General features: G+C 67.2%; 17 protein-coding genes and 1 tRNA gene. 3 read left to right on the top strand and 15 right to left on the bottom strand.

Annotation, left to right across the window (positions count from 1 at the left end; genetic code table 11):
• Positions 1-57: 57 nt before the first annotated feature.
• The 14 genes from fusA to ACWCP0_RS01840 all read right to left on the bottom strand — a co-directional run bounded on the left by fusA (position 58) and on the right by ACWCP0_RS01840 (position 16,673).
• A complete protein-coding gene (gene fusA / locus ACWCP0_RS01775) occupies positions 58-2,184 on the bottom strand; it encodes an elongation factor G (RefSeq protein ID WP_451076874.1) in 2,127 nt (708 codons plus the stop codon).
• Positions 2,185-2,223: 39 nt separating this feature from the next.
• On the bottom strand, positions 2,224-2,694 hold the full coding sequence (gene rpsG / locus ACWCP0_RS01780; RefSeq protein ID WP_262006819.1) for a 30S ribosomal protein S7: 471 nt from the start codon (positions 2,692-2,694) through the stop codon (positions 2,224-2,226).
• Between the two features lie 2 nt (positions 2,695-2,696).
• On the bottom strand, positions 2,697-3,068 hold the full coding sequence (gene rpsL / locus ACWCP0_RS01785) for a 30S ribosomal protein S12 (protein WP_003948652.1): 372 nt from the start codon (positions 3,066-3,068) through the stop codon (positions 2,697-2,699).
• 414 nt (positions 3,069-3,482) lie between these two features.
• On the bottom strand, positions 3,483-7,382 hold the full coding sequence (locus ACWCP0_RS01790; RefSeq protein ID WP_451076875.1) for a DNA-directed RNA polymerase subunit beta': 3,900 nt from the start codon (positions 7,380-7,382) through the stop codon (positions 3,483-3,485).
• 95 nt (positions 7,383-7,477) lie between these two features.
• Positions 7,478-10,966 (bottom strand): DNA-directed RNA polymerase subunit beta, encoded by a 3,489-nt coding sequence (gene rpoB, locus ACWCP0_RS01795; protein WP_451076876.1) that lies wholly within the window; start codon positions 10,964-10,966, stop codon positions 7,478-7,480.
• 547 nt (positions 10,967-11,513) lie between these two features.
• A complete protein-coding gene (gene rplL / locus ACWCP0_RS01800; RefSeq protein WP_451076877.1) occupies positions 11,514-11,897 on the bottom strand; it encodes a 50S ribosomal protein L7/L12 in 384 nt (127 codons plus the stop codon).
• 113 nt (positions 11,898-12,010) lie between these two features.
• Complete coding sequence (gene rplJ, locus ACWCP0_RS01805; protein ID WP_351226593.1) at positions 12,011-12,541, bottom strand: 50S ribosomal protein L10; 531 nt, start codon at positions 12,539-12,541, stop codon at positions 12,011-12,013.
• A gap of 269 nt (positions 12,542-12,810) precedes the next feature.
• Positions 12,811-13,317 (bottom strand): hypothetical protein, encoded by a 507-nt coding sequence (locus tag ACWCP0_RS01810; RefSeq protein ID WP_451076878.1) that lies wholly within the window; start codon positions 13,315-13,317, stop codon positions 12,811-12,813.
• Positions 13,318-13,488, bottom strand: a complete 171-nt coding sequence (locus ACWCP0_RS01815; protein WP_451076879.1) for a hypothetical protein — start codon at positions 13,486-13,488, stop codon at positions 13,318-13,320.
• Between the two features lie 363 nt (positions 13,489-13,851).
• Entirely contained in the window at positions 13,852-14,574 is a 723-nt protein-coding gene (gene rplA, locus ACWCP0_RS01820; protein ID WP_351226598.1) for a 50S ribosomal protein L1, read from the bottom strand.
• 78 nt (positions 14,575-14,652) lie between these two features.
• Entirely contained in the window at positions 14,653-15,087 is a 435-nt protein-coding gene (gene rplK / locus ACWCP0_RS01825) for a 50S ribosomal protein L11 (protein WP_031076594.1), read from the bottom strand.
• A 160-nt stretch (positions 15,088-15,247) separates the two neighbouring features.
• Complete coding sequence (gene nusG, locus ACWCP0_RS01830) at positions 15,248-16,132, bottom strand: transcription termination/antitermination protein NusG (protein WP_451076880.1); 885 nt, start codon at positions 16,130-16,132, stop codon at positions 15,248-15,250.
• 74 nt (positions 16,133-16,206) lie between these two features.
• Positions 16,207-16,494 carry a preprotein translocase subunit SecE gene (gene secE / locus ACWCP0_RS01835; RefSeq protein WP_451076881.1) on the bottom strand — a complete coding sequence of 96 codons (288 nt, stop codon included), beginning with the start codon at positions 16,492-16,494 and terminating at the stop codon, positions 16,207-16,209.
• A gap of 106 nt (positions 16,495-16,600) precedes the next feature.
• Positions 16,601-16,673, bottom strand: a tRNA-Trp gene (locus ACWCP0_RS01840).
• A 214-nt stretch (positions 16,674-16,887) separates the two neighbouring features.
• On the opposite strand from ACWCP0_RS01840, the gene ACWCP0_RS01845 reads away from it, so the two are divergent.
• A complete protein-coding gene (locus tag ACWCP0_RS01845) occupies positions 16,888-18,114 on the top strand; it encodes a pyridoxal phosphate-dependent aminotransferase (protein ID WP_451076882.1) in 1,227 nt (408 codons plus the stop codon).
• Between the two features lie 233 nt (positions 18,115-18,347).
• Positions 18,348-19,379: an adenosine deaminase gene (locus tag ACWCP0_RS01850; protein ID WP_451076883.1), complete on the top strand. Its 1,032-nt coding sequence runs from the start codon at positions 18,348-18,350 to the stop codon at positions 19,377-19,379.
• Here the strand turns inward: ACWCP0_RS01850 and ACWCP0_RS01855 are convergent.
• Positions 19,372-19,965, bottom strand: a complete 594-nt coding sequence (locus ACWCP0_RS01855) for a TetR/AcrR family transcriptional regulator (RefSeq protein ID WP_451076884.1) — start codon at positions 19,963-19,965, stop codon at positions 19,372-19,374. The genes ACWCP0_RS01850 and ACWCP0_RS01855 overlap by 8 nt on opposite strands.
• Before the next feature lie 95 nt (positions 19,966-20,060).
• On the opposite strand from ACWCP0_RS01855, the gene ACWCP0_RS01860 reads away from it, so the two are divergent.
• Entirely contained in the window at positions 20,061-20,696 is a 636-nt protein-coding gene (locus tag ACWCP0_RS01860) for an NAD(P)-dependent oxidoreductase (RefSeq protein WP_451076885.1), read from the top strand.
• Positions 20,697-20,739: the final 43 nt, after the last annotated feature.

A 20,739-nucleotide genomic window follows, 5' to 3' on the forward strand; every position in this document is an offset into this window, starting at 1 on the left:
TCGCGGGAAACGCCCCGACGGTTACGGCGTCAAGCCTAAAGCGTGTACTCGGGTGAGTTACTCGCCCTTGGCCTTCGCGATGATCTCCTCGGCGACGTTCCGCGGAACCTCGGCGTAGGAGTCGAACTGCATCGAGTAGCTTGCGCGACCCGAGGTCTTGCTGCGGAGGTCGCCGACGTAGCCGAACATCTCCGACAGCGGCACCAGGCCCTTGACGACACGGGCACCGGCACGCTCCTCCATGGCCTGGATCTGGCCACGGCGGGAGTTGATGTCACCGATGACATCGCCCATGTAGTCCTCGGGCGTGGTGACCTCAACGGCCATCATCGGCTCGAGGAGCACGGGGGACGCCTTGCGCGCGGCCTCCTTGAAGGCCTGCGAGCCGGCGATCTTGAAGGCGAGCTCGGAGGAGTCGACCTCGTGGTAGGCACCGTCGAGAAGAATGACGCGGACGCCCGTCATCTCGTAGCCGGCGAGGATGCCGAACTGCATGGCCTCCTGCGCACCGGCGTCGACCGAAGGGATGTACTCCTTCGGGATGCGGCCACCGGTGACCTTGTTCACGAACTCGTAAGCGGCGTCGCCGCCCTCGATCGGCTCGATCGCGATCTGCACCTTGGCGAACTGACCGGTACCACCGGTCTGCTTCTTGTGGGTGTAGTCCACGCGCTCGACGGCCTTGCGGATCGTCTCGCGGTACGCGACCTGAGGCTTGCCGACGTTGGCCTCGACCTTGAACTCACGCTTCATGCGGTCGACGAGCACCTCGAGGTGAAGTTCGCCCATACCGCCGATGACGGTCTGGCCGGTCTCCTCGTTGGTGTGCACCTGGAAGGAGGGGTCCTCCTCCGCGAGACGCTGGATGGCGACACCCAGCTTCTCCTGGTCGCCCTTGGACTTGGGCTCGATCGCGACCTCGATGACCGGCGCCGGGAAGTCCATGGACTCCAGGATCACCGGGTTCTTCTCGTCCGCGAGCGTCTCACCGGTGGTGGTCTGCTTCAGGCCCATGACGGCGACGATGTCACCGGCGCCCACCGACTCGATCTCCTCACGCTTGTTCGCGTGCATGCGGTAGATCTTGCCGATGCGCTCCTTGCGGCCCTTCACGGAGTTCAGCACGGCGGTGCCGGACTCCAGACGGCCGGAGTAGATGCGCACGAAGGTGAGCTTGCCGAGGTGCGGGTCGCTCATGATCTTGAACGCCAGCGCCGACAGCGGCTCGTCGTCGGACGGCTTGCGCTTGACGACCAGGTCCGCGTCCTTGACGTCGTGGCCCTCGATGGCCTCGATGTCGACGGGCGACGGGAGGTAGCGCACGACCGCGTCGAGCAGGGGCTGAACGCCCTTGTTCTTGAACGCGGTGCCACAGAACACCGGGGTGACCGTGGTGCCCTTGCCCTTGCCGGAGGCGATGGTGATACGACGGATCGCGGCGTACAGCTGCTCCTCGGAAGGCTCCTGGCCCTCCAGGTACAGCTCCATGATCTCTTCGTCGTTCTCGGCGACGGCCTCGACGAGCTTGCCGCGGTACTCCTCGGCAGCCTCGGTGTGGGTGGCCGGGATGTCGACGATGTCGTACATCTCGCCCTTGGCCGCCTCGGCGGACCAGACCAGGGCCTTCATACGGACCAGGTCGATGACGCCCTTGAAGTCGGCCTCGGCACCGATCGGGAGCTGCATGACGATCGGCTGCGCGCCAAGGCGGTCGCTGATCATGTCCACGCAGCGGTGGAACTCGGCACCCGTCCGGTCCAGCTTGTTGACGAAGCAGATACGCGGCACGCCGTAGCGGTCCGCCTGACGCCAAACGGTCTCGGACTGCGGCTCGACGCCGGCGACGCCGTCGAACACCGTCACGGCACCGTCGAGCACACGCAGGGAGCGCTCCACCTCAACGGTGAAGTCGACGTGACCCGGGGTGTCGATGATGTTGATGGTGTGGTCGACGTCCTCGAGCGGCCAGTGGCAGGTCGTCGCGGCGGACGTGATCGTGATGCCGCGCTCCTGCTCCTGCTCCATCCAGTCCATCGTGGCGGCGCCGTCGTGGACCTCACCGATCTTGTACGAAACACCGGTGTAGAACAGGATGCGCTCGGTGGTGGTCGTCTTGCCCGCGTCGATGTGGGCCATGATCCCGATATTGCGGACCCTGGCCAGGTCAAGCGAAGTGGTAGCCATAAGGCTTTCGTCTTCTCTCGGTTCTCGATGGGGTTGCGACTACCAGCGGTAGTGCGCGAAGGCCTTGTTGGACTCGGCCATCTTGTGCGTGTCCTCGCGCTTCTTGACCGCAGCGCCGAGGCCGTTCGAGGCGTCGAGCAGTTCGTTCATGAGGCGCTCGGTCATGGTCTTCTCGCGGCGGGCGCGAGAGTAGCCAACGACCCAGCGGAGCGCGAGGGTGGAGGCACGACCGGGCTTGACCTCGATCGGAACCTGGTAGGTGGCGCCACCGACACGGCGGGACTTGACCTCGAGAGACGGCTTGACGTTCTCGAGAGCGCGCTTCAGCGTGATGACCGGGTCAGCGCCGGTCTTCTCACGGAGGCCTTCCATGGCGCCGTAGACGATGCGCTCAGCGGTGGAACGCTTGCCGTTGAGCAGGATCTTGTTGATCAGCGAGGTCACCAGAGGAGAACCGTAAACCGGGTCGATGATGACCGGGCGCTTCGGGGCGGGGCCCTTACGAGGCATTCTTACTTCTCCTTCTTGGCGCCGTAGCGGCTGCGGGCCTGCTTGCGGTTCTTGACGCCCTGGGTGTCAAGGGAGCCGCGGATGATCTTGTAACGAACACCCGGCAGGTCCTTCACACGGCCACCACGCACGAGCACGATGGAGTGCTCCTGCAGGTTGTGTCCCTCACCCGGGATGTAGGCCGTGACCTCGATACCGGAGGTCAGACGCACACGCGCGACCTTACGGAGGGCCGAGTTCGGCTTCTTCGGGGTGGTCGTGAACACACGCGTGCAGACGCCGCGACGCTGAGGGGAACCCTCGAGTGCGGGCGTCTTGTTCTTTTCGACCTTGTCCTGCCGGCCCTTGCGGACCAGCTGCTGGATCGTAGGCACTACTTCTCCGGTTTCTGTGTGCCGTTAGTAAAGCTAACCTGGAACGTCGCCGACCCACGCGGTCGGGTGTGTCGAATGCTGCAGACTCCCGCCGGAAGGCGGAAAAGGCGCAGATTACGGTGGCCGGTCTTGGCTCGCTGTGCGGTTGAGGACACGCACATGAGCCCAGGCACACCCCAGGCACAAGGTCTGAGCGTACCTACCTCACCGAGTTCGGTCAAAACAAATGCAAGCGGGCCCGACACGCCGGTACGCCACCAGGACGCCCCGAAGCGCCCCGGAGGGCCGTACGGGCCGCGGTAGCCCGCCCTCCGGCCGTTCCAAAGGCCGAGGTCGACGCCGAAGGGCGGCCACCCCGTACGCAACGGAGTGGCCGCCCTTCCGGTCCCGTGCCGGAGGCCAGGGACGTACGCCTTACTGGTTGTACGGACCGTAGTCGTAGTCCTCCAGCGGAACGGCCTGGCCGGAGCCCGTGCCGAACGGCGAGTAGTCGATGTCGTCGTAGCCGACGGCCGAGTACATCGCGGCCTTGGCCTCCTCGGTCGGCTCGACCCGGATGTTGCGGTAGCGGGACAGGCCCGTACCGGCCGGGATGAGCTTACCGATGATGACGTTCTCCTTGAGGCCGATCAGGGAGTCCGACTTGGCGTTGATCGCCGCGTCGGTGAGGACCCTGGTCGTCTCCTGGAAGGACGCCGCCGACAGCCACGACTCGGTGGCGAGCGAGGCCTTGGTGATACCCATCAGCTGCGGACGGCCGGAGGCGGGGTGACCGCCCTCGGTGACCACACGACGGTTCTCCTGCTCGAAGCGCGAGCGCTCCACGAGCTCCCCCGGCAGCAGCTCCGCGTCGCCGGACTCGATGATCGTCACACGGCGCAGCATCTGCCGGATGATGATCTCGATGTGCTTGTCGTGGATCGACACACCCTGCGAGTTGTAGACCTTCTGGACCTCGCCGACCAGGTGGACCTGGACGGCCCGCTGGCCGAGGATGCGCAGCACGTCGTGCGGGTTGGTGGCACCCACGGTGAGCTTCTGGCCCACCTCGACGTGGTCGCCCTCGCCCACCAGCAGACGGGCACGCTTCGAGATCGGGAACGCCGTCTCGTCGCTGCCGTCGTCCGGGGTGACGACGAGCTTCTTGGTCTTCTCGGTCTCCTCGATCCGCACGCGGCCGTTGGCCTCGGAGATCGGGGCGACACCCTTTGGGGTACGGGCCTCGAAGAGCTCGACGACACGCGGCAGACCCTGGGTGATGTCGTCACCGGCCACACCACCGGTGTGGAAGGTACGCATCGTCAGCTGGGTACCGGGCTCACCGATGGACTGGGCGGCGATGATGCCGACCGCCTCACCGATGTCGACCAGCTTGCCGGTGGCGAGCGAACGGCCGTAGCAGTACGCACACGTACCGACCGCGGACTCACAGGTCAGGACCGAGCGGGTCTTGACCTCCTCGACACCCGCGCCGACGAGCGCGTCGATGAGCACGTCACCGAGGTCGACGTTGGCCGGCGCGATGACCTTGCCGTCCACGACGACGTCCTCGGCGAGCATCCGCGCGTACACGGACGTCTCGACGTCCTCCGCCTTGCGCAGGACACCGTCGGCGCCCCGCTCGGCGATCCGCAGCTTCAGACCGCGGTCGGTGCCACAGTCCTCCTCGCGGATGATGACGTCCTGCGAGACGTCGACCAGACGACGCGTCAGGTAACCGGAGTCGGCGGTACGCAGAGCGGTGTCGGCGAGACCCTTACGGGCACCGTGCGTGGAGATGAAGTACTCCAGCACGGACAGACCCTCGCGGAACGACGCCTTGATGGGACGCGGGATCGTCTCGTTCTTGGCGTTCGACACCAGACCACGCATACCGGCGATCTGACGCATCTGCATCATGTTTCCGCGAGCACCCGAGTTGACCATCATGAAGATGGGGTTGGTCTTCGGGAAGTTCGCGTTCATCGCCTCGGCAACCTCGTTGGTCGCCTTGGTCCAGATGGTGATGAGCTCCTGCGTGCGCTCCTGCTTGGTGATCAGACCGCGCTCGTACTGCTTCTGGACCTTCTCGTCCTGCGCCTCGTAGCCCGCGACGATCTCCTTCTTCGCCTCGGGAACGACGACGTCGGAGATGGCCACGGTGACACCGGAACGGGTCGCCCAGTAGAAGCCCGCCGCCTTCAGGTTGTCGAGCGTCGCCGCCACGATGACCTTCGGGTAGCGCTCGGCGAGGTCGTTGACGATCTCGGAGAGCTGCTTCTTGCCGACCGAGTAGTCGACGAACGGGTAGTCCTCGGGCAGCAGCTCGTTGAAGAGCGCGCGGCCCAGGGTCGTCCGCAGACGGAACGAGTCACCCTGCTGCCACTCCGGCTCACCCTCCTCGGCGACCGGCGGGGTCCAGCCACGGGGCGGGACGGTGCCGATCGGGAAGCGGATGTCGACCTTCGCCTGGAGCGAGAGCTCCCGGGCGTCGAAGGCCATGATCGCCTCGGCGCTGGAGTTGAACGCACGGCCCTCGCCGCGCACCTCGCGCTCCTCCTCGTCCGTGGTGAGGAAGAAGAGGCCCAGCACCATGTCCTGGGTCGGCATGGTGACCGGTCGGCCGTCGGCCGGCTTGAGGATGTTGTTCGAGGACAGCATCAGGATGCGGGCCTCGGCCTGCGCCTCCGCGGACAGCGGCAGGTGCACGGCCATCTGGTCACCGTCGAAGTCCGCGTTGAACGCGGTGCAGACGAGCGGGTGGATCTGGATGGCCTTGCCCTCGACCAGCTGCGGCTCGAAGGCCTGGATGCCGAGGCGGTGCAGCGTGGGCGCACGGTTCAGCAGCACCGGGTGCTCGGCGATGACCTCTTCGAGGACGTCGTACACGACGGTGCGGCCGCGCTCGACCATGCGCTTGGCGCTCTTGATGTTCTGCGCGTGGTTCAGGTCGACCAGGCGCTTCATCACGAACGGCTTGAAGAGCTCCAGCGCCATGGCCTTGGGCAGACCGCACTGGTGCAGCTTCAGCTGCGGGCCGACGACGATGACGGAACGCGCCGAGTAGTCGACTCGCTTACCGAGCAGGTTCTGACGGAAGCGACCCTGCTTGCCCTTCAGCATGTCGCTGAGGGACTTCAGCGGGCGATTACCGGGACCCGTGACCGGACGGCCGCGGCGGCCGTTGTCGAACAGCGCGTCGACGGCCTCCTGGAGCATCCGCTTCTCGTTGTTCACGATGATCTCGGGGGCACCGAGGTCGAGCAGACGCTTCAGTCGGTTGTTCCGGTTGATGACCCGGCGGTACAGGTCGTTCAGGTCGGAGGTCGCGAAGCGGCCACCGTCCAGCTGCACCATCGGACGCAGGTCCGGCGGGATCACCGGCACGCAGTCCAGCACCATGCCCTTGGGGCTGTTGCTGGTCTGCAGGAAGGCGGAGACGACCTTGAGGCGCTTGAGCGCACGGGTCTTCTTCTGGCCCTTGCCGGTACGGATGATCTCGCGGAGGCGCTCGGCCTCCTCCTCCAGGTCGAAGGACTCCAGGCGCTTCTGCAGCGCCGCGGCACCCATCGAGCCGTCGAAGTACGTGCCGAAGCGGTCACGCAGCTCGCGGTAGAGCAGCTCGTCACCCTCCAGGTCCTGGACCTTGAGGTTCTTGAAGCGGTTCCACACCTCGTCGAGACGGTCGATCTCGCGCTGGGCACGGTCGCGCAGCTGCTTCATCTCACGCTCGGCACCCTCGCGCACCTTGCGGCGCACATCGGCCTTGGCACCCTCGGCCTCGAGCTCGGCCAGGTCGGCCTCGAGCTTCTTGGCGCGGGCCTCCAGGTCGGCGTCGCGGCGGTTCTCGACCTGCTGGCGCTCGACGGAGACATGGGCCTCCAGCGAGGGCAGGTCGCGGGTGCGGCGCTCCTCGTCGACGTACGTGATCATGTACGCCGCGAAGTAGATGACCTTCTCCAGGTCCTTCGGGGCGAGGTCGAGCAGGTAGCCCAGCCGCGACGGAACGCCCTTGAAGTACCAGATGTGGGTGACGGGAGCGGCCAGCTCGATGTGGCCCATCCGCTCACGGCGCACCTTGGCGCGGGTGACCTCGACGCCACACCGCTCACAGATGATGCCCTTGAAGCGGACACGCTTGTACTTGCCGCAGTAGCACTCCCAGTCCCGGGTAGGACCGAAGATCTTCTCGCAGAAGAGTCCGTCCTTTTCGGGCTTGAGCGTGCGGTAGTTGATGGTCTCAGGCTTCTTGACCTCGCCGTGGGACCACTGACGGATGTCGTCAGCGGTGGCCAGGCCGATCCGGAGCTCGTCGAAGAAGTTGACGTCGAGCACTATGCGTCAATCCCTCTCAGGGTCGTGTCTCAATCATGGTCTGTACGGGGTCCGGGGAGAGGCCGGGACTCCTTGTGGGAGCCCCGACCGACCCGTCAGACCTCTTCGACGCTGCTCGGCTCGCGCCGGGACAGGTCGATGCCGAGCTCCTCCGCCGCGCGGAAGACGTCCTCGTCGGTGTCGCGCATCTCGATGGACATGCCGTCCGAGGACAGCACCTCCACGTTGAGGCACAGGGACTGCATCTCCTTGATGAGCACCTTGAAGGACTCGGGGATGCCGGGCTCGGGGATGTTCTCGCCCTTGACGATGGCCTCGTAGACCTTCACGCGGCCGGTGACGTCGTCGGACTTGATGGTCAGCAGCTCCTGGAGGGCGTACGCGGCGCCGTATGCCTCCAGCGCCCACACCTCCATCTCACCGAAGCGCTGGCCACCGAACTGAGCCTTACCACCCAGCGGCTGCTGGGTGATCATCGAGTACGGGCCGGTCGACCGGGCATGCAGCTTGTCGTCGACCAGGTGGTGGAGCTTGAGGATGTACATGTACCCGACCGAGATCGGGTCCGGGAACGGCTCACCGGAGCGGCCGTCGAACAGCCGGGCCTTACCGGTCGGGAGCACCATGCGCTCGCCGTCCCGGTTCGGGATCGTGTGCTGCAGCAGACCCGCGAGCTCGTCCTCACGCGCACCGTCGAAGACCGGGGTCGCGACGTTGGTGCCCGGCTGGACCTGGTCCGCTCCGATGGCCTGCAGGCGCTGGGCCCACTCCTCGGCGAGGCCGGAGACGTCCCAGCCGCGGCTGGCGAGCCAGCCGAGGTGGATCTCCAGGACCTGTCCCGGGTTCATTCGGGACGGGACACCCAGCGGGTTGAGGATGATGTCGACCGGGGTGCCGTCCTCCAGGAACGGCATGTCCTCGATCGGCAGGATCTTGGAGATGACGCCCTTGTTGCCGTGACGGCCGGCGAGCTTGTCACCGTCGGTGATCTTGCGCTTCTGCGCGACGTACACGCGCACCAGCTGGTTCACACCGGGGGGAAGCTCGTCGCCCTCCTCGCGGTCGAAGACGCGGACGCCGATGATCTTGCCGGTCTCGCCGTGCGGCACCTTCAGCGAGGTGTCACGGACCTCACGGGCCTTCTCACCGAAGATCGCCCGGAGGAGGCGCTCCTCCGGGGTCAGCTCGGTCTCACCCTTGGGCGTGACCTTGCCGACCAGGATGTCGCCGGCGACGACCTCGGCACCGATACGGATGATGCCGCGCTCGTCCAGGTCCGCGAGGACCTCCTCGGAGACGTTCGGGATGTCCCGGGTGATCTCCTCGGGGCCGAGCTTGGTGTCACGGGCGTCGACCTCGTGCTCCTCGATGTGGATCGAGGAGAGGACGTCGTCCTGGACGAGGCGCTGCGACAGGATGATCGCGTCCTCGTAGTTGTGACCCTCCCACGGCATGAACGCGACCAGCAGGTTCTTGCCGAGCGCCATCTCACCGTTCTCGGTGGCCGGACCGTCGGCGAGGACCTGGCCCTCGACGACCCGGTCGCCCTCGGCGACGACGACCTTCTGGTTGACCGAGGTGCCCTGGTTGGAGCGGGCGAACTTGGCCAGGCGGTACGTGTTGTACGTGCCGTCGTCGTTGGCGACGGTGATGTAGTCCGCGGAGAGCTCCTGGATCACACCGTCCTTCTCGGCCTTGACCACGTCGCCGGCGTCGGTGGCACAGCGGTACTCCATGCCGGTGCCGACGAGCGGGGCCTCCGCCTTGATGAGCGGAACGGCCTGGCGCATCATGTTCGCGCCCATGAGGGCACGGTTGGCGTCGTCGTGCTCGAGGAACGGGATCATGGCGGTCGCGACCGACACCATCTGGCGCGGCGAGACGTCCATGTAGTCCACGTCCTCGGGCGCGACGTAGTCGACCTCGCCGCCACGGCGACGGACCAGCACGCGAGCCTCGGAGAAGCGCAGGTCGTCGCTGAGCGCGGCGTTGGCCTGCGCGATGACGAAGCGGTCCTCCTCGTCGGCCGTGAGGTAGTGCACCTCGTCGGTGACGACGCCGTGCTCGTCGACCTTGCGGTACGGCGTCTCGACGAAGCCGAACGCGTTGACGCGGCCGTACGAGGCAAGCGAACCGATCAGACCGATGTTCGGGCCTTCGGGGGTCTCGATCGGGCACATGCGTCCGTAGTGGGACGGGTGCACGTCTCGGACCTCGAAGCCCGCCCGCTCACGGGACAGACCGCCGGGGCCGAGCGCCGACAGACGACGCTTGTGGGTCAGGCCCGACAGCGGGTTGTTCTGGTCCATGAACTGGGACAGCTGGCTGGTGCCGAAGAACTCCTTGATGGAGGCGACGACCGGCCGGATGTTGATCAGGGTCTGCGGCGTGATCGCCTCGACGTCCTGGGTGGTCATGCGCTCGCGCACGACGCGCTCCATACGGGCCAGACCCGTGCGGACCTGGTTCTGGATGAGCTCGCCGACGTTGCGCAGACGACGGTTGCCGAAGTGGTCGATGTCGTCGGTCTCGACGACGATCGTCGAGCCGCTCTCGCCGACCGTCTCGGTCTCACCGGCGTGCAGCTTCACCAGGTACTTGATCGTGGCGATGATGTCGTCGGTGGTGAGCACGCCGGCGTCCAGCGGCTCGTCGGCCCCGAGCTTCTTGTTGACCTTGTAGCGGCCGACCTTGGCGAGGTCGTAGCGCTTCGGGTTGAAGTACAGGTTCTCGAGCAGCGTCTGCGCGGCCTCACGCGTCGGGGGCTCGCCCGGGCGCAGCTTGCGGTAGATGTCGAGCAGCGCGTCGTCCTGGCCCTGGGTGTGGTCCTTCTCCAGGGTGGCGCGCATCGACTCGTACTCGCCGAACTCCTCGAGGATCTGCTCGGTGGTCCAGCCGAGCGCCTTCAGGAGGACGGTGACGGACTGCTTGCGCTTGCGGTCGATGCGGACACCGACCATGTCGCGCTTGTCGATCTCCATCTCCAGCCAGGCACCCCGGGACGGGATGATCTTGGCGGAGAAGATGTCCTTGTCGGACGTCTTGTCGATGGAGGAGTCGAAGTAGACACCCGGCGAGCGGACCAGCTGCGACACCACGACACGCTCGGTGCCGTTGATGACGAAGGTGCCCTTGTTGGTCATGAGCGGGAAGTCGCCCATGAAGACCGTCTGGGACTTGATCTCACCGGTCTCGTTGTTGGTGAACTCGGCCGTGACGAAGAGTGGCGCGGCGTACGTGAAGTCGCGCTCCTTGCACTCGTCGATCGAGTTCTTCGGGGGCTCGAAGCGGTGGTCGCGGAAGGTCAGCGACATCGACCCGGAGAAGTCCTCGATCGGAGAGATCTCCTCGAAGATCTCCTCCAGACCGGACTTCGTGGGGACGTCCTGTCCGGACTCCAGAGCCGCCTCGACACGAGCCTTCCATGCGGCATTGCCGAGCAGCCAGTCAAAGCTCTCGGTCTGCAGCGCGAGGAGGTTCGGAACCTCGAGGGGCTCCTTGATCTTTGCAAAGGAGATGCGCAGCGGGGCGGTGCTTGCGCCGTTGTTCGTATTCGCGGTCGAGGCGTTGCGCGAGGCGGCCAAGAGGGGGTCCTTCCGAGGGCTCGGACTCACTACGCGCGTACCGGTCCCAAGCCAGGCACGGAGACAGAGGTCCCCAATCTGGTCAAAAAGCCAGGTCAGGGCACTTCGGTCAACGATGCTCTTGCGAGGGTATGCCCCTGGTGACGGGCAGGAGGCAGCTAACAGGCAGCGCAAAGGGTCAGTGTAGCCACTTGGCCCACTGATGTCCAGGTCGGGTTTTCCGAGACCCTCGTTGTTCTCAACTCCGCGGTATGCCGTGCGCTGGAGGCGCACACCGATCCTGCCCGTTCGGTCGCCGATCCATGCCTCGAGTTTGGACCGTTGTGACGACGCGACCTGAGAATTGCGCGCTGCGTGCGGTTCGTCAAGGCCCCCCACTTCGTGGAGATCGTCACCTGGCGCACGGCGAAGATCACCTTACTCTCCGCAGCGGACTGCGCAAGGCAGCCGCCCGTGCGCCGGGGAACGCCGCAGGGCGACCACCCGAATAGGTGATCGCCCTGCGGTGTGTGCGCGTTACAGCGCGAGAGTCAGCAGACTCCCGAGGTCACTTGACCTCGACGGAGGCACCGGCGGCCTTGAGGGACTCGGCAGCCTTCTCCGCGGCCTCCTTGTTGACCTTCTCGAGGACCGGCTTCGGGGTGCCGTCGACGAGGTCCTTGGCCTCCTTCAGGCCCAGGGAGGTCAGCTCACGCACGACCTTGATGACCTGGATCTTCTTCTCGCCGGCGCCGGTGAGAACGACGTCGAACTCGTCCTTCTCCTCGGGGGCCTCAGCGGCGGCGGCCGGACCGGCCGGACCGGCAACGGCGACCGCGGCAGCGGCGGTGACGTCGAACTTCTCCTCGAACGCCTTCACGAACTCGGAGAGCTCGATGAGGGTCATCTCCTCGAACTGCGCGAGCAGGTCTTCCTGAGACAGCTTCGCCATGATGGGCGATCCTTCCACTAATTCGGCTGGTGCCGGGTGTACATGTCGGCGGGCGTACGTTGGGCCCGCTGCGACCCGCGCTCTAGGCGGCGCGGATCAATGCGCGAGCCGAATTACTCGGCACCGCCCTGCTCGTCCTGCTTGGCGCGAAGAGCGTCCACGGTGCGGACGAGCTTCGAGGGAAGCGCCTGGAAGAGCTGAGCAGTCTGCGTCTGCTTGCCCTTGAAGGCGCCCGCCAGCTTGGCGAGCAGAACCTCGCGGGACTCGAGGTCCGCAAGCTTCTTGATCTCATCGGCGGACAGCGCCTTACCGTCAAGGACACCGCCCTTGATGATGAGGTTCGGGTTCTCCTTGGCGAAGTCACGAAGACCCTTCGCCGACTCCACCGGGTCACCGGTGATGAAGGCGACCGCCGTCGGACCAGTGAACTGATCGTCGAGCGAAGTGATCCCGGCCTCGTTGGCCGCAATCTTGGTCAGCGTGTTCTTCACCACGGCGTACTGGGCGTTCTCACCGAGCGAACGACGCAGCGTCTTGAGCTGCGCCACGGTGAGACCCCGGTACTCGGTCAGCACGGCGGCGTTCGAGCTACGGAACTGGTCCGCGAGCTCGGCTACCGCGGCAGCCTTGTCGGGCCTTGCCATAGAGCGTCGGCCTCCTTCCGGGTGATGAGGACCGCTCAGAAGGGGCTGAACACAACGAAACGCCCCGGCGCAGGCGCACGGGGCGTGGCTCGACCGGCTGTGCCCTTTGAGGAGCGACATCCGGGAGCTCATCCACAGTCACCTGCGCGGGTCGTCCGCAGCTAGCGGATCCTTCGGCCACCGCACCGATGAGGGCACGGTAACGACCAGCGGTCTTTGGCTTCCGTGGAAGAGTACGGGAGGGAATCCCCGCCAGGCAAATCGGGTGATCAGGCCCCGCCGCCGGTGCCGCTGTCGAGGCCCTCGAGGATCTCCTCGGTCTCCTTGAGCTTCTCGTCGATGCCCTTCATGACGTCCTCGAAGTCGGACACCTGGTCGGCCGGCGGCGCCTTGACGGCCGGAGCCGTGCCGTAGCCCGAGAACGTCGCCTTGGTCGTCGACGTGCCTTCGTCGCCCGTCAGGGCGTCCTCGACACGGACCGGACAGCCGTTTCCGCCGATCCAGATGTCGATCTTGTACGTCCTGATCCCGGCCTTCTTGAGAGCGTCCTGGAGCGCCTTGCGCCGGTCGTTCTTCATGACCTTGCTCCTGGAGTCGGCCCGGAGCAGTTCGGCGAGGGTGAAGGTGCCGCGGTGGTGCTCCGTCTCGGTGCCGCCGGACTTCTCGGCGCCCATGTGCCGGAGCTTGTCCTGGTCGAGCAGCATGGCGAGGTACTCGGCCGGGTCCTGGTTCGGCCGGACGTCCGGCGCCTCGCCGTCCCCCAGGCCGATCCTCATTCACGGCTTGCCCGTGGCGCTCTTGTCCGACGGAGCGTAGACGTCGTCGCCGATCCGGAGCAGCCGCTTGTCCTCACCGTCCGCGGTCATCGTCAGGTCCTGGCCGGCCGCGTACCAGCCCTTGACGCCGACATGCCGGCCCGCCTCGCCGTTCGCCTCTGCATACGTCATATCGGTCCTGGCGAACTCGGCGGCCACCGTCTTCAGGTAGGACGCCTTGGCGGCCTCCGAGGGCCGGGCGGCGGCCGTGCCCGGCTCCGCCGCGCCCTCGCCGCCCGAGCCGTCGCAAGCGGTCAGGGCGGTCGTGAGCAGGGCGACTCGCGATGGCGGCGCCCGCTCGCGTGAGGACGGCCTACTTCACGTGCGTCTCCCCCATGGGTGGATCTCTGTGCGAACCCCATGACTTCAGACGGAAGATCGGAAAAGTCCTCACGAACATCGCGCCGGGCAGACGAAGACGGGCCTTCCACCCCGGAAAGCGGGGTGGAAGGCCCGTCGTCAGCCGCTCAGCGTGAGCCGTCAGGCTCGACCCGGTCAGACAGCTGCCGGGTCCTCCTCGACGAGGAGGTTACGGGTGCGGTTGGAGTCCAGCGGGATGCCGGGGCCCATGGTGGTGGTCAGGGTCGCCTTCTTGATGTAGCGGCCCTTCGCGGCGGACGGCTTCAGACGGAGGATCTCCTCCAGCGCCGCGGCGTAGTTCTCCACCAGCTTGGTCTCGTCGAAGGAGATCTTGCCGATGATGAAGTGCAGGTTCGAGTGCTTGTCGACACGGAACTCGATCTTGCCGCCCTTGATGTCGTTGACAGCCTTGGCGACGTCCATGGTCACGGTGCCGGTCTTGGGGTTCGGCATGAGACCACGGGGACCGAGCACACGGCCGAGGCGGCCGACCTTGCCCATGAGGTCCGGGGTGGCGACGACGGCGTCGAAGTCCAGGCGGCCCTTCGAAACCTCGTCGATCAGTTCGTCGGAGCCGACGATGTCGGCGCCCGCGGCTTCCGCGGCCGCAGCACGGTCACCGGTCGCGAAGACCAGGACCCGGGCGGTCTTACCGGTGCCGTGCGGAAGGTTCACGGTGCCACGGACCATCTGGTCGGCCTTGCGCGGGTCAACGCCCAGGCGGAAGGCGACCTCGACGGTGCCGTCGAACTTGGTGGTGGCGGTGTCCTTCGCAAGACGGACGGCCTCGAGCGGGGCGTAGTTGCGCTCCCGGTCGATCTTGGCGTCCGCGTTGCGGAGAGCCTTGCTGCGCTTCACTTCTTCTCCTGTTGGTTCAGGTATGGAGTCGTGGTCCGGGCCAGCGCCTGGCCCTGCCACTGGTCGAACGGGGACTGATCAGCCCTCGACCGTGATGCCCATGGAACGGGCGGTGCCGGCGATGATCTTCTCGGCGGCGTCCAGGTCGTTGGCGTTCAGGTCGGGCATCTTGGTGGTGGCGATCTCGCGGACCTGGTCGCGCGTCAGCTTGGCGACCTTGGTCTTGTGCGGCTCGCCGGAGCCCTTGTCCACACCCGCGGCCTTGAGGATCAGCTTGGCGGCCGGCGGAGTCTTGGTGACGAAGGTGAAGGAACGGTCCTCGTAGACCGTGATCTCCACCGGCACGACCATGCCACGCTGCGACTCGGTCGCGGCGTTGTAGGCCTTGCAGAACTCCATGATGTTGACGCCGTGCTGACCCAGTGCGGGGCCGACCGGCGGAGCCGGGTTGGCCGCACCGGCCTGGATCTGGAGCTTGATAAGCCCCGTGACCTTCTTCTTCTTGGGAGGCATTGCTCTCTCCGGGTCCTAGTGAGAGTTTTCCGCCTTCCACCCGATCATCCGGATGGAGGCATACCGCACAACGATAACGGGTACCACTGCGCGGCCAAAAACCGAGCAGGTCAGAACGGCCACGAGGGCTGTTCTGACCTGGTCGGAAACCTGTGTGCCGTTAGTTCTTCTGGATCTGGTCGAAGCTCAGCTCGACCGGGGTCTCGCGACCGAAGATCTCGACGAGGCCCTTGACCTTCTTCGAGTCGGCGTTGATCTCGTTGATCGTGGCCTGCAGTGTGGCGAACGGACCGTCGGTGACGGTGACCGAGTCGCCGACCTCGAAGTCCAGCACCTGGACCTCGACCTTGCGGGCCGGAGCCGGCTTGCCCTCGGCCTCGGCGGCCTCGCGGGCGGCCTTCTCCTCGGCCTCCGGGGCGAGCATCTTGACGATCTCGTCCAGGGTCAGCGGGTACGGGTCGTAGGCGTTGCCCACGAAGCCGGTGACACCCGGGGTGTTGCGGACGACGCCCCAGGACTCGTTCGTCAGGTCCATGCGGACGAGCACATAGCCGGGCAGCTTGTTCTGCCGGACGTTCTTGCGCTCGCCGTTCTTGATCTGGACGATCTCTTCCTCGGGGACCTCGGCCTGGTAGATGAAGTCCTCGACGTTCAGCGAGACGGCACGCTGCTCCAGGTTGGCCTTCACGCGCTTCTCGTAGCCCGCGTAGGTGTGGATCACGTACCACTCGCCGGGCAGACCGCGCAACTCGTCGCGGAGCGCGGCGATCGGGTCGACGGGAGCCTCCGGCTCGGCCTCGACCTCGACCTCGGCCTCCGCTTCGGTCTCGGCGTCCGCCTCGGCGGCTTCCTCGTCCTCGTCCTCGTCGGCGTCGGAGAGGACCTCGTCCTCGTCGCCGATCTGGATCGCAGCTTCCTCAGCGGGCAGCCCCGCAGCCGCATCAGCAGCTTCCGCCTGGTCCTCGTCGGCAGCCTCGACGATGTCGAGCTGGTCCTCAGCGGACTCTGCCGACTCGATGGCGTCGTTCAGGTTCGGGTCAGACACGGTGGCTGCTTCTTCCTGGATACAGATGGGGTGGAACATGCGAAAGGGACGCCAGCGAGGCGCCCTCCGCGGGATCAGCCGAAGACGTACTTGACTGCTGCCTGGAAGCCATAGTCCATCACGGTCACAAGGCCGATCATGATGACGACGAAGACAATCACCACGGTGGTGTACGTCGTCAGCTGGCTACGAGTGGGCCAGACAACCTTGCGCAGCTCGGCGACGATCTGACGGTAGAACAGCGCGAGGCGCCCGAGGGGGCCCTTCTTCCCGCGCTTGCCGCCCTTGCGGGCCTTCTTCCGGGCGTCCGGCGCTTCGTCCTCGGCATCAGGCATGTCGATGGAGCCTACGGCGTCCGTCACGTCTCTCACCTGATTCCGGGTCGTGGCCGTGCCGCGCCCGGTGGAGCCGCACGGCGGTGCATGAAGATACGTACCTGCGCACACATCCTGGCGAAGGTGTGTGGAGCAGGGCCGGAGGGACTTGAACCCCCAACCGCTGGTTTTGGAGACCAGTGCTCTACCAATTGAGCTACGACCCTTTGTGGTTCCCCCCAAACCTACCCCATGGGTAGAGGTGGTCGGTGAGGGCCAACGAGCCAAGAGTGTACGTGGTCAGCGCCCGTGCGTCGAACAGATAGCTCCACGGCGGTTCCTGTCCGTGTTCCGACACCGTTCCGCCAGGACGTGCCCCGGCCCTGTCCGCTCGGTGAAACCCTTGTGCCCGGGGCCTCCCGGGTCTGGGAGCATGGCCGTATGAGCGCTGCAACTCCTCCCACCGAGCGCCGGGTCTCCGCCCGCATCGGTGCGATCTCCGAGTCCGCGACCCTCGCCGTCGACGCCAAGGCCAAGGCCCTCAAGGCCGCCGGCCGCCCGGTGATCGGCTTCGGCGCGGGCGAGCCCGATTTCCCGACGCCCGGCTACATCGTCGACGCCGCGATCGAGGCCTGCAAGAACCCCAAGTACCACCGCTACACGCCGGCGGGCGGCCTCCCCGAGCTGAAGAAGGCCATCGCCGAGAAGACGCTCCGCGACTCCGGCTACGAGGTCGACCCCGCCCAGGTGCTGGTGACCAACGGCGGAAAGCAGGCGATCTACGAGGCCTTCGCGGCGATCCTGGACCCGGGCGACGAGGTCGTCGTCCCGGCTCCGTACTGGACGACATACCCCGAGTCGATCCGTCTCGCGGGCGGAGTCCCGGTGGAGGTCGTCGCCGACGAGACCACCGACTACCGGGTCTCGGTGGAGCAGCTGGAGGCCGCGCGCACGGAGCGGACCAAGGTCGTCCTCTTCGTCTCCCCGTCCAACCCCACCGGCGCGGTCTACCCCGAGGCCGACGCCCGTGCGATCGGCGAGTGGGCCGCCGAGCACGGCCTGTGGGTGCTGACGGACGAGATCTACGAGCACCTGGTCTACGGGGACGCGACGTTCACCTCGCTCCCCCAGATCGTCCCGGCGCTGCGCGACAAGTGCATCGTCGTCAACGGTGTGGCCAAGACGTACGCCATGACCGGCTGGCGGGTCGGGTGGCTCATCGCCCCGAAGGACGTGGTGAAGGCCGCGACCAACCTGCAGTCGCACGCCACCTCCAACGTGTCCAACGTGGCGCAGGTCGCCGCCCTGGCCGCCGTCTCCGGCGACCTCGACGCGGTCGCGGAGATGCGCAAGGCCTTCGACCGCCGCCGCCAGACGATCGTGAAGATGCTGAACGAGATCGACGGCGTGGTCTGCCCGACCCCCGAGGGCGCGTTCTACGCGTACCCGTCGGTCAAGGGCCTGCTCGGCAAGGAGATCCGCGGCAAGCGCCCGGCCACCTCGGTGGAGCTGGCGGCGCTGATCCTGGACGAGGCCGAGGTCGCGGTCGTCCCGGGTGAGGCCTTCGGCACGCCGGGCTACCTGCGGCTGTCGTACGCGCTGGGCGACGAGGACCTGGTCGAGGGCGTCTCACGGATGCAGAAGCTGCTCGCGGAAGCGCGCGACTGACATCGCGTCGCGCATGAGCGGGCCTCCGGCGAGACCGGGGGCCCGCTTGTGCGTTCAGGCAAGCGCTCGTTCGGTGAACTCGGCTTCCTGAGGAGGGATCCATGCGGCAAGATCCTTCAGTGACTCCTCCCCCGGAGGGGCTTCTCACTCGTCCGCTCGCGCGGCCTCATGACGGACAAGCCCTGCCCGGCACCTCTCGGCACAGCGCGGAGTTCACCCGTTACGGAGGGTCCATGGAGGCGGTCCGCGACCTCAGCCTGCTGCCCAAGGCTCATCTGCATCTGCACTTCACCGGGTCGATGCGTCCCGCCACGCTGCTCGAACTCGCCGACAAGTACGGCGTCCATCTCCCCGACGCGCTGACCAGCGGCCGGCCGCCGAAACTGCGGGCGACGGACGAGCGGGGCTGGTTCCGCTTCCAGCGGCTGTACGACATCGCGCGGTCCTGTCTGCGGGAGCCCGAGGACATCCGGCGGCTGGTGCGGGAGACGGCCCAGGAGGACGTCAGGGACGGTTCCGGCTGGCTTGAGATCCAGGTCGACCCGACGTCGTACGCGCCGATGCTGGGCGGGCTGATCCCGGCGCTCGAGATCATTCTGGACGCGGTGGACGCCGCGTCGCGCGAGACCGGGCTCGGGATCCGGGTCGTGGTCGCGGCCAACCGCATGAAGCACCCCCTGGACGCCCGGACGCTGGCACGGCTCGCCGTGCGGTACGCGGACCGGGGCGTGGTCGGCTTCGGACTCTCCAACGACGAGCGGCGGGGCATGGCCCGCGACTTCGACCGGGCGTTCGCGATCGCCCGGGAGGGCGGGCTGCTGGCGGCCCCGCACGGCGGGGAGCTGACCGGTCCCGCGTCCGTACGGGACTGCCTGGACGATCTGCGCGCCTCGCGCATCGGGCACGGTGTGCGGGCGGCGGAGGACCCGCGGCTGCTGCGGAAGCTGGCCGAGCGCGGGGTGGCCTGCGAGGTGTGCCCGGCGTCGAATGTCGCGCTCGGCGTCTACGAGAAGCCGGAGGACGTCCCCCTGCGGACGCTGTGGGAGGCCGGCGTGCCGATGGCGCTGGGCGCGGACGACCCCCTGCTCTTCGGGTCGCGGCTCGCGGCGCAGTACGAGATCGCCCGCCGCCACCACGGTTTCACCGACGCGGAGCTGGCCGAGCTGGCCCGCCAGTCGGTGCGCGCGTCCGCGGCGCAGGACGACGTGCGCAGCAAGCTGCTATCCGGGATCGACGACTGGCTGGCCGACCAGCCGGCTAGCTGATCCCGCGCAGGAGGGTGCGGGCGAGGGACGCGGCGAACGCGTCGAGAGGCTGCGGCGGCTGCCCGTCGGCGGTCGCGTGGAAGGCGAAGGCACGCTGCGCGCAGGCGCCGAGCAGGAGTGAGGCCGCGGCGAAGGTGTCCGCCCCGGCCGCGATGCGGCCCGCGTCCCGCTCGCTGCGCAGATAGGTGTCGAGGCTCTCGATGGGCAGGTGCGGTCCGGTGCCCAGCTCGCGCATGGCGTCGTCGTGGCGGGCCTTGAGCGTGGGCTCGGCGTAGAGCGAGGCGGCGATCGGGAAGCTCTCGGCGTAGAAGAGGGCGGCCTGGCGGGCGATCTCGGTGAGGTTCTCCTCGACGGTCCGCTCCCCGGGGTCGGCGACGAGCCGGTGCAGCAGCGGGTCGAGCTGGGGCAGGCGTTCCCGCAGCACGCTCACGAACAGCTCCTCCTTGCTCGTGAAGTGCTTGTAGAGCGCGGCCTCGGAGCAGTCGGCGGACGCGGCGATGGCCTTGGTGGTGGCGCGGGCCAGGCCGACGGTGAGCATCAGCTCATGGGCGGCGTCGAGGATGCGCTCGCGGGCCGGCTTCTGCATGGGCGTTCCATCCAGGCTTGACGGGTGGGTGAGTACGTACCCACTCTAGAGGTGAGTAAGTACTCACCCACCCCTGGCGAAGAGGTTCTTTCACCATGAAGCTCACGGTTTTCGGCGCGACCGGCGGTATCGGCCAGGAGATCGTCCGGCAGGCCCTGGCCTCGGGCCACGAGGTCACGGCGGTGGTCCGGGACCCGGCGCGGCTGCCGGTCACGGGCGCGGGGCTCAAGGTCCGCACGGTCCGCTTCGACGACCCGGAGGCGCTGCGGCAGGCGGTCGCCGGCCGGGACGCGGTCCTCTCGGGCCTCGGCCCGCGCAGCACCAGGCAGGTCGGCGTCGCCTCCCGCCTGACCCGCCCGGTCCTGCAGGCCATGGAAGCGGAGGGGACCCGGCGCTTCCTGGCGGTGAGCGCGGCGCCGCTGGGTCCCGTACCGGAGAACGAGACGCTCTTCCTGCGCTGGATCGGGACGCCGCTCGTGTCCCGTGTGCTGCGCCGGCACTACGACGACCTGCGGGTCATGGAGGCCGACATGCGCGCCGGCGCCACGGACTGGACGTCGGTGCGCCCGCCGCGGCTGACCGACGGACCGCTGACCGGGCGCTACCGCACGGCGATCGGCACGAGCCTGCGCGGCGGGGCGAAGATCTCCCGCGCGGACGTCGCGCACGCGATGCTCGCGATGACGGAGGACCCGGCGACGGTGAAGCAGCCGGTCGCGGTGGCGTACTAGCCGCTGCTACAGGCTGACGCCGACCGTCACCGGCTCGTTGACG

The sequence above is a fragment of the Streptomyces sp. NPDC001970 genome, assembly GCF_053594115.1.

Coding starts and splice junctions, on each gene's coding strand:
- fusA (WP_451076874.1), bottom strand. CDS start 2,184: ATGGCTACCACTTCGCTTGACCTGGCCAGGGTCCGCAATATCGGGATC.
- rpsG (WP_262006819.1), bottom strand. CDS start 2,694: ATGCCTCGTAAGGGCCCCGCCCCGAAGCGCCCGGTCATCATCGACCCG.
- rplL (WP_451076877.1), bottom strand. CDS start 11,897: ATGGCGAAGCTGTCTCAGGAAGACCTGCTCGCGCAGTTCGAGGAGATG.
- rplJ (WP_351226593.1), bottom strand. CDS start 12,541: ATGGCAAGGCCCGACAAGGCTGCCGCGGTAGCCGAGCTCGCGGACCAG.
- ACWCP0_RS01810 (WP_451076878.1), bottom strand. CDS start 13,317: ATGAGGATCGGCCTGGGGGACGGCGAGGCGCCGGACGTCCGGCCGAAC.
- ACWCP0_RS01815 (WP_451076879.1), bottom strand. CDS start 13,488: ATGACGTATGCAGAGGCGAACGGCGAGGCGGGCCGGCATGTCGGCGTC.
- rplK (WP_031076594.1), bottom strand. CDS start 15,087: ATGCCTCCCAAGAAGAAGAAGGTCACGGGGCTTATCAAGCTCCAGATC.
- ACWCP0_RS01845 (WP_451076882.1), top strand. CDS start 16,888: ATGAGCGCTGCAACTCCTCCCACCGAGCGCCGGGTCTCCGCCCGCATC.
- ACWCP0_RS01850 (WP_451076883.1), top strand. CDS start 18,348: ATGGAGGCGGTCCGCGACCTCAGCCTGCTGCCCAAGGCTCATCTGCAT.
- ACWCP0_RS01855 (WP_451076884.1), bottom strand. CDS start 19,965: ATGCAGAAGCCGGCCCGCGAGCGCATCCTCGACGCCGCCCATGAGCTG.
- ACWCP0_RS01860 (WP_451076885.1), top strand. CDS start 20,061: ATGAAGCTCACGGTTTTCGGCGCGACCGGCGGTATCGGCCAGGAGATC.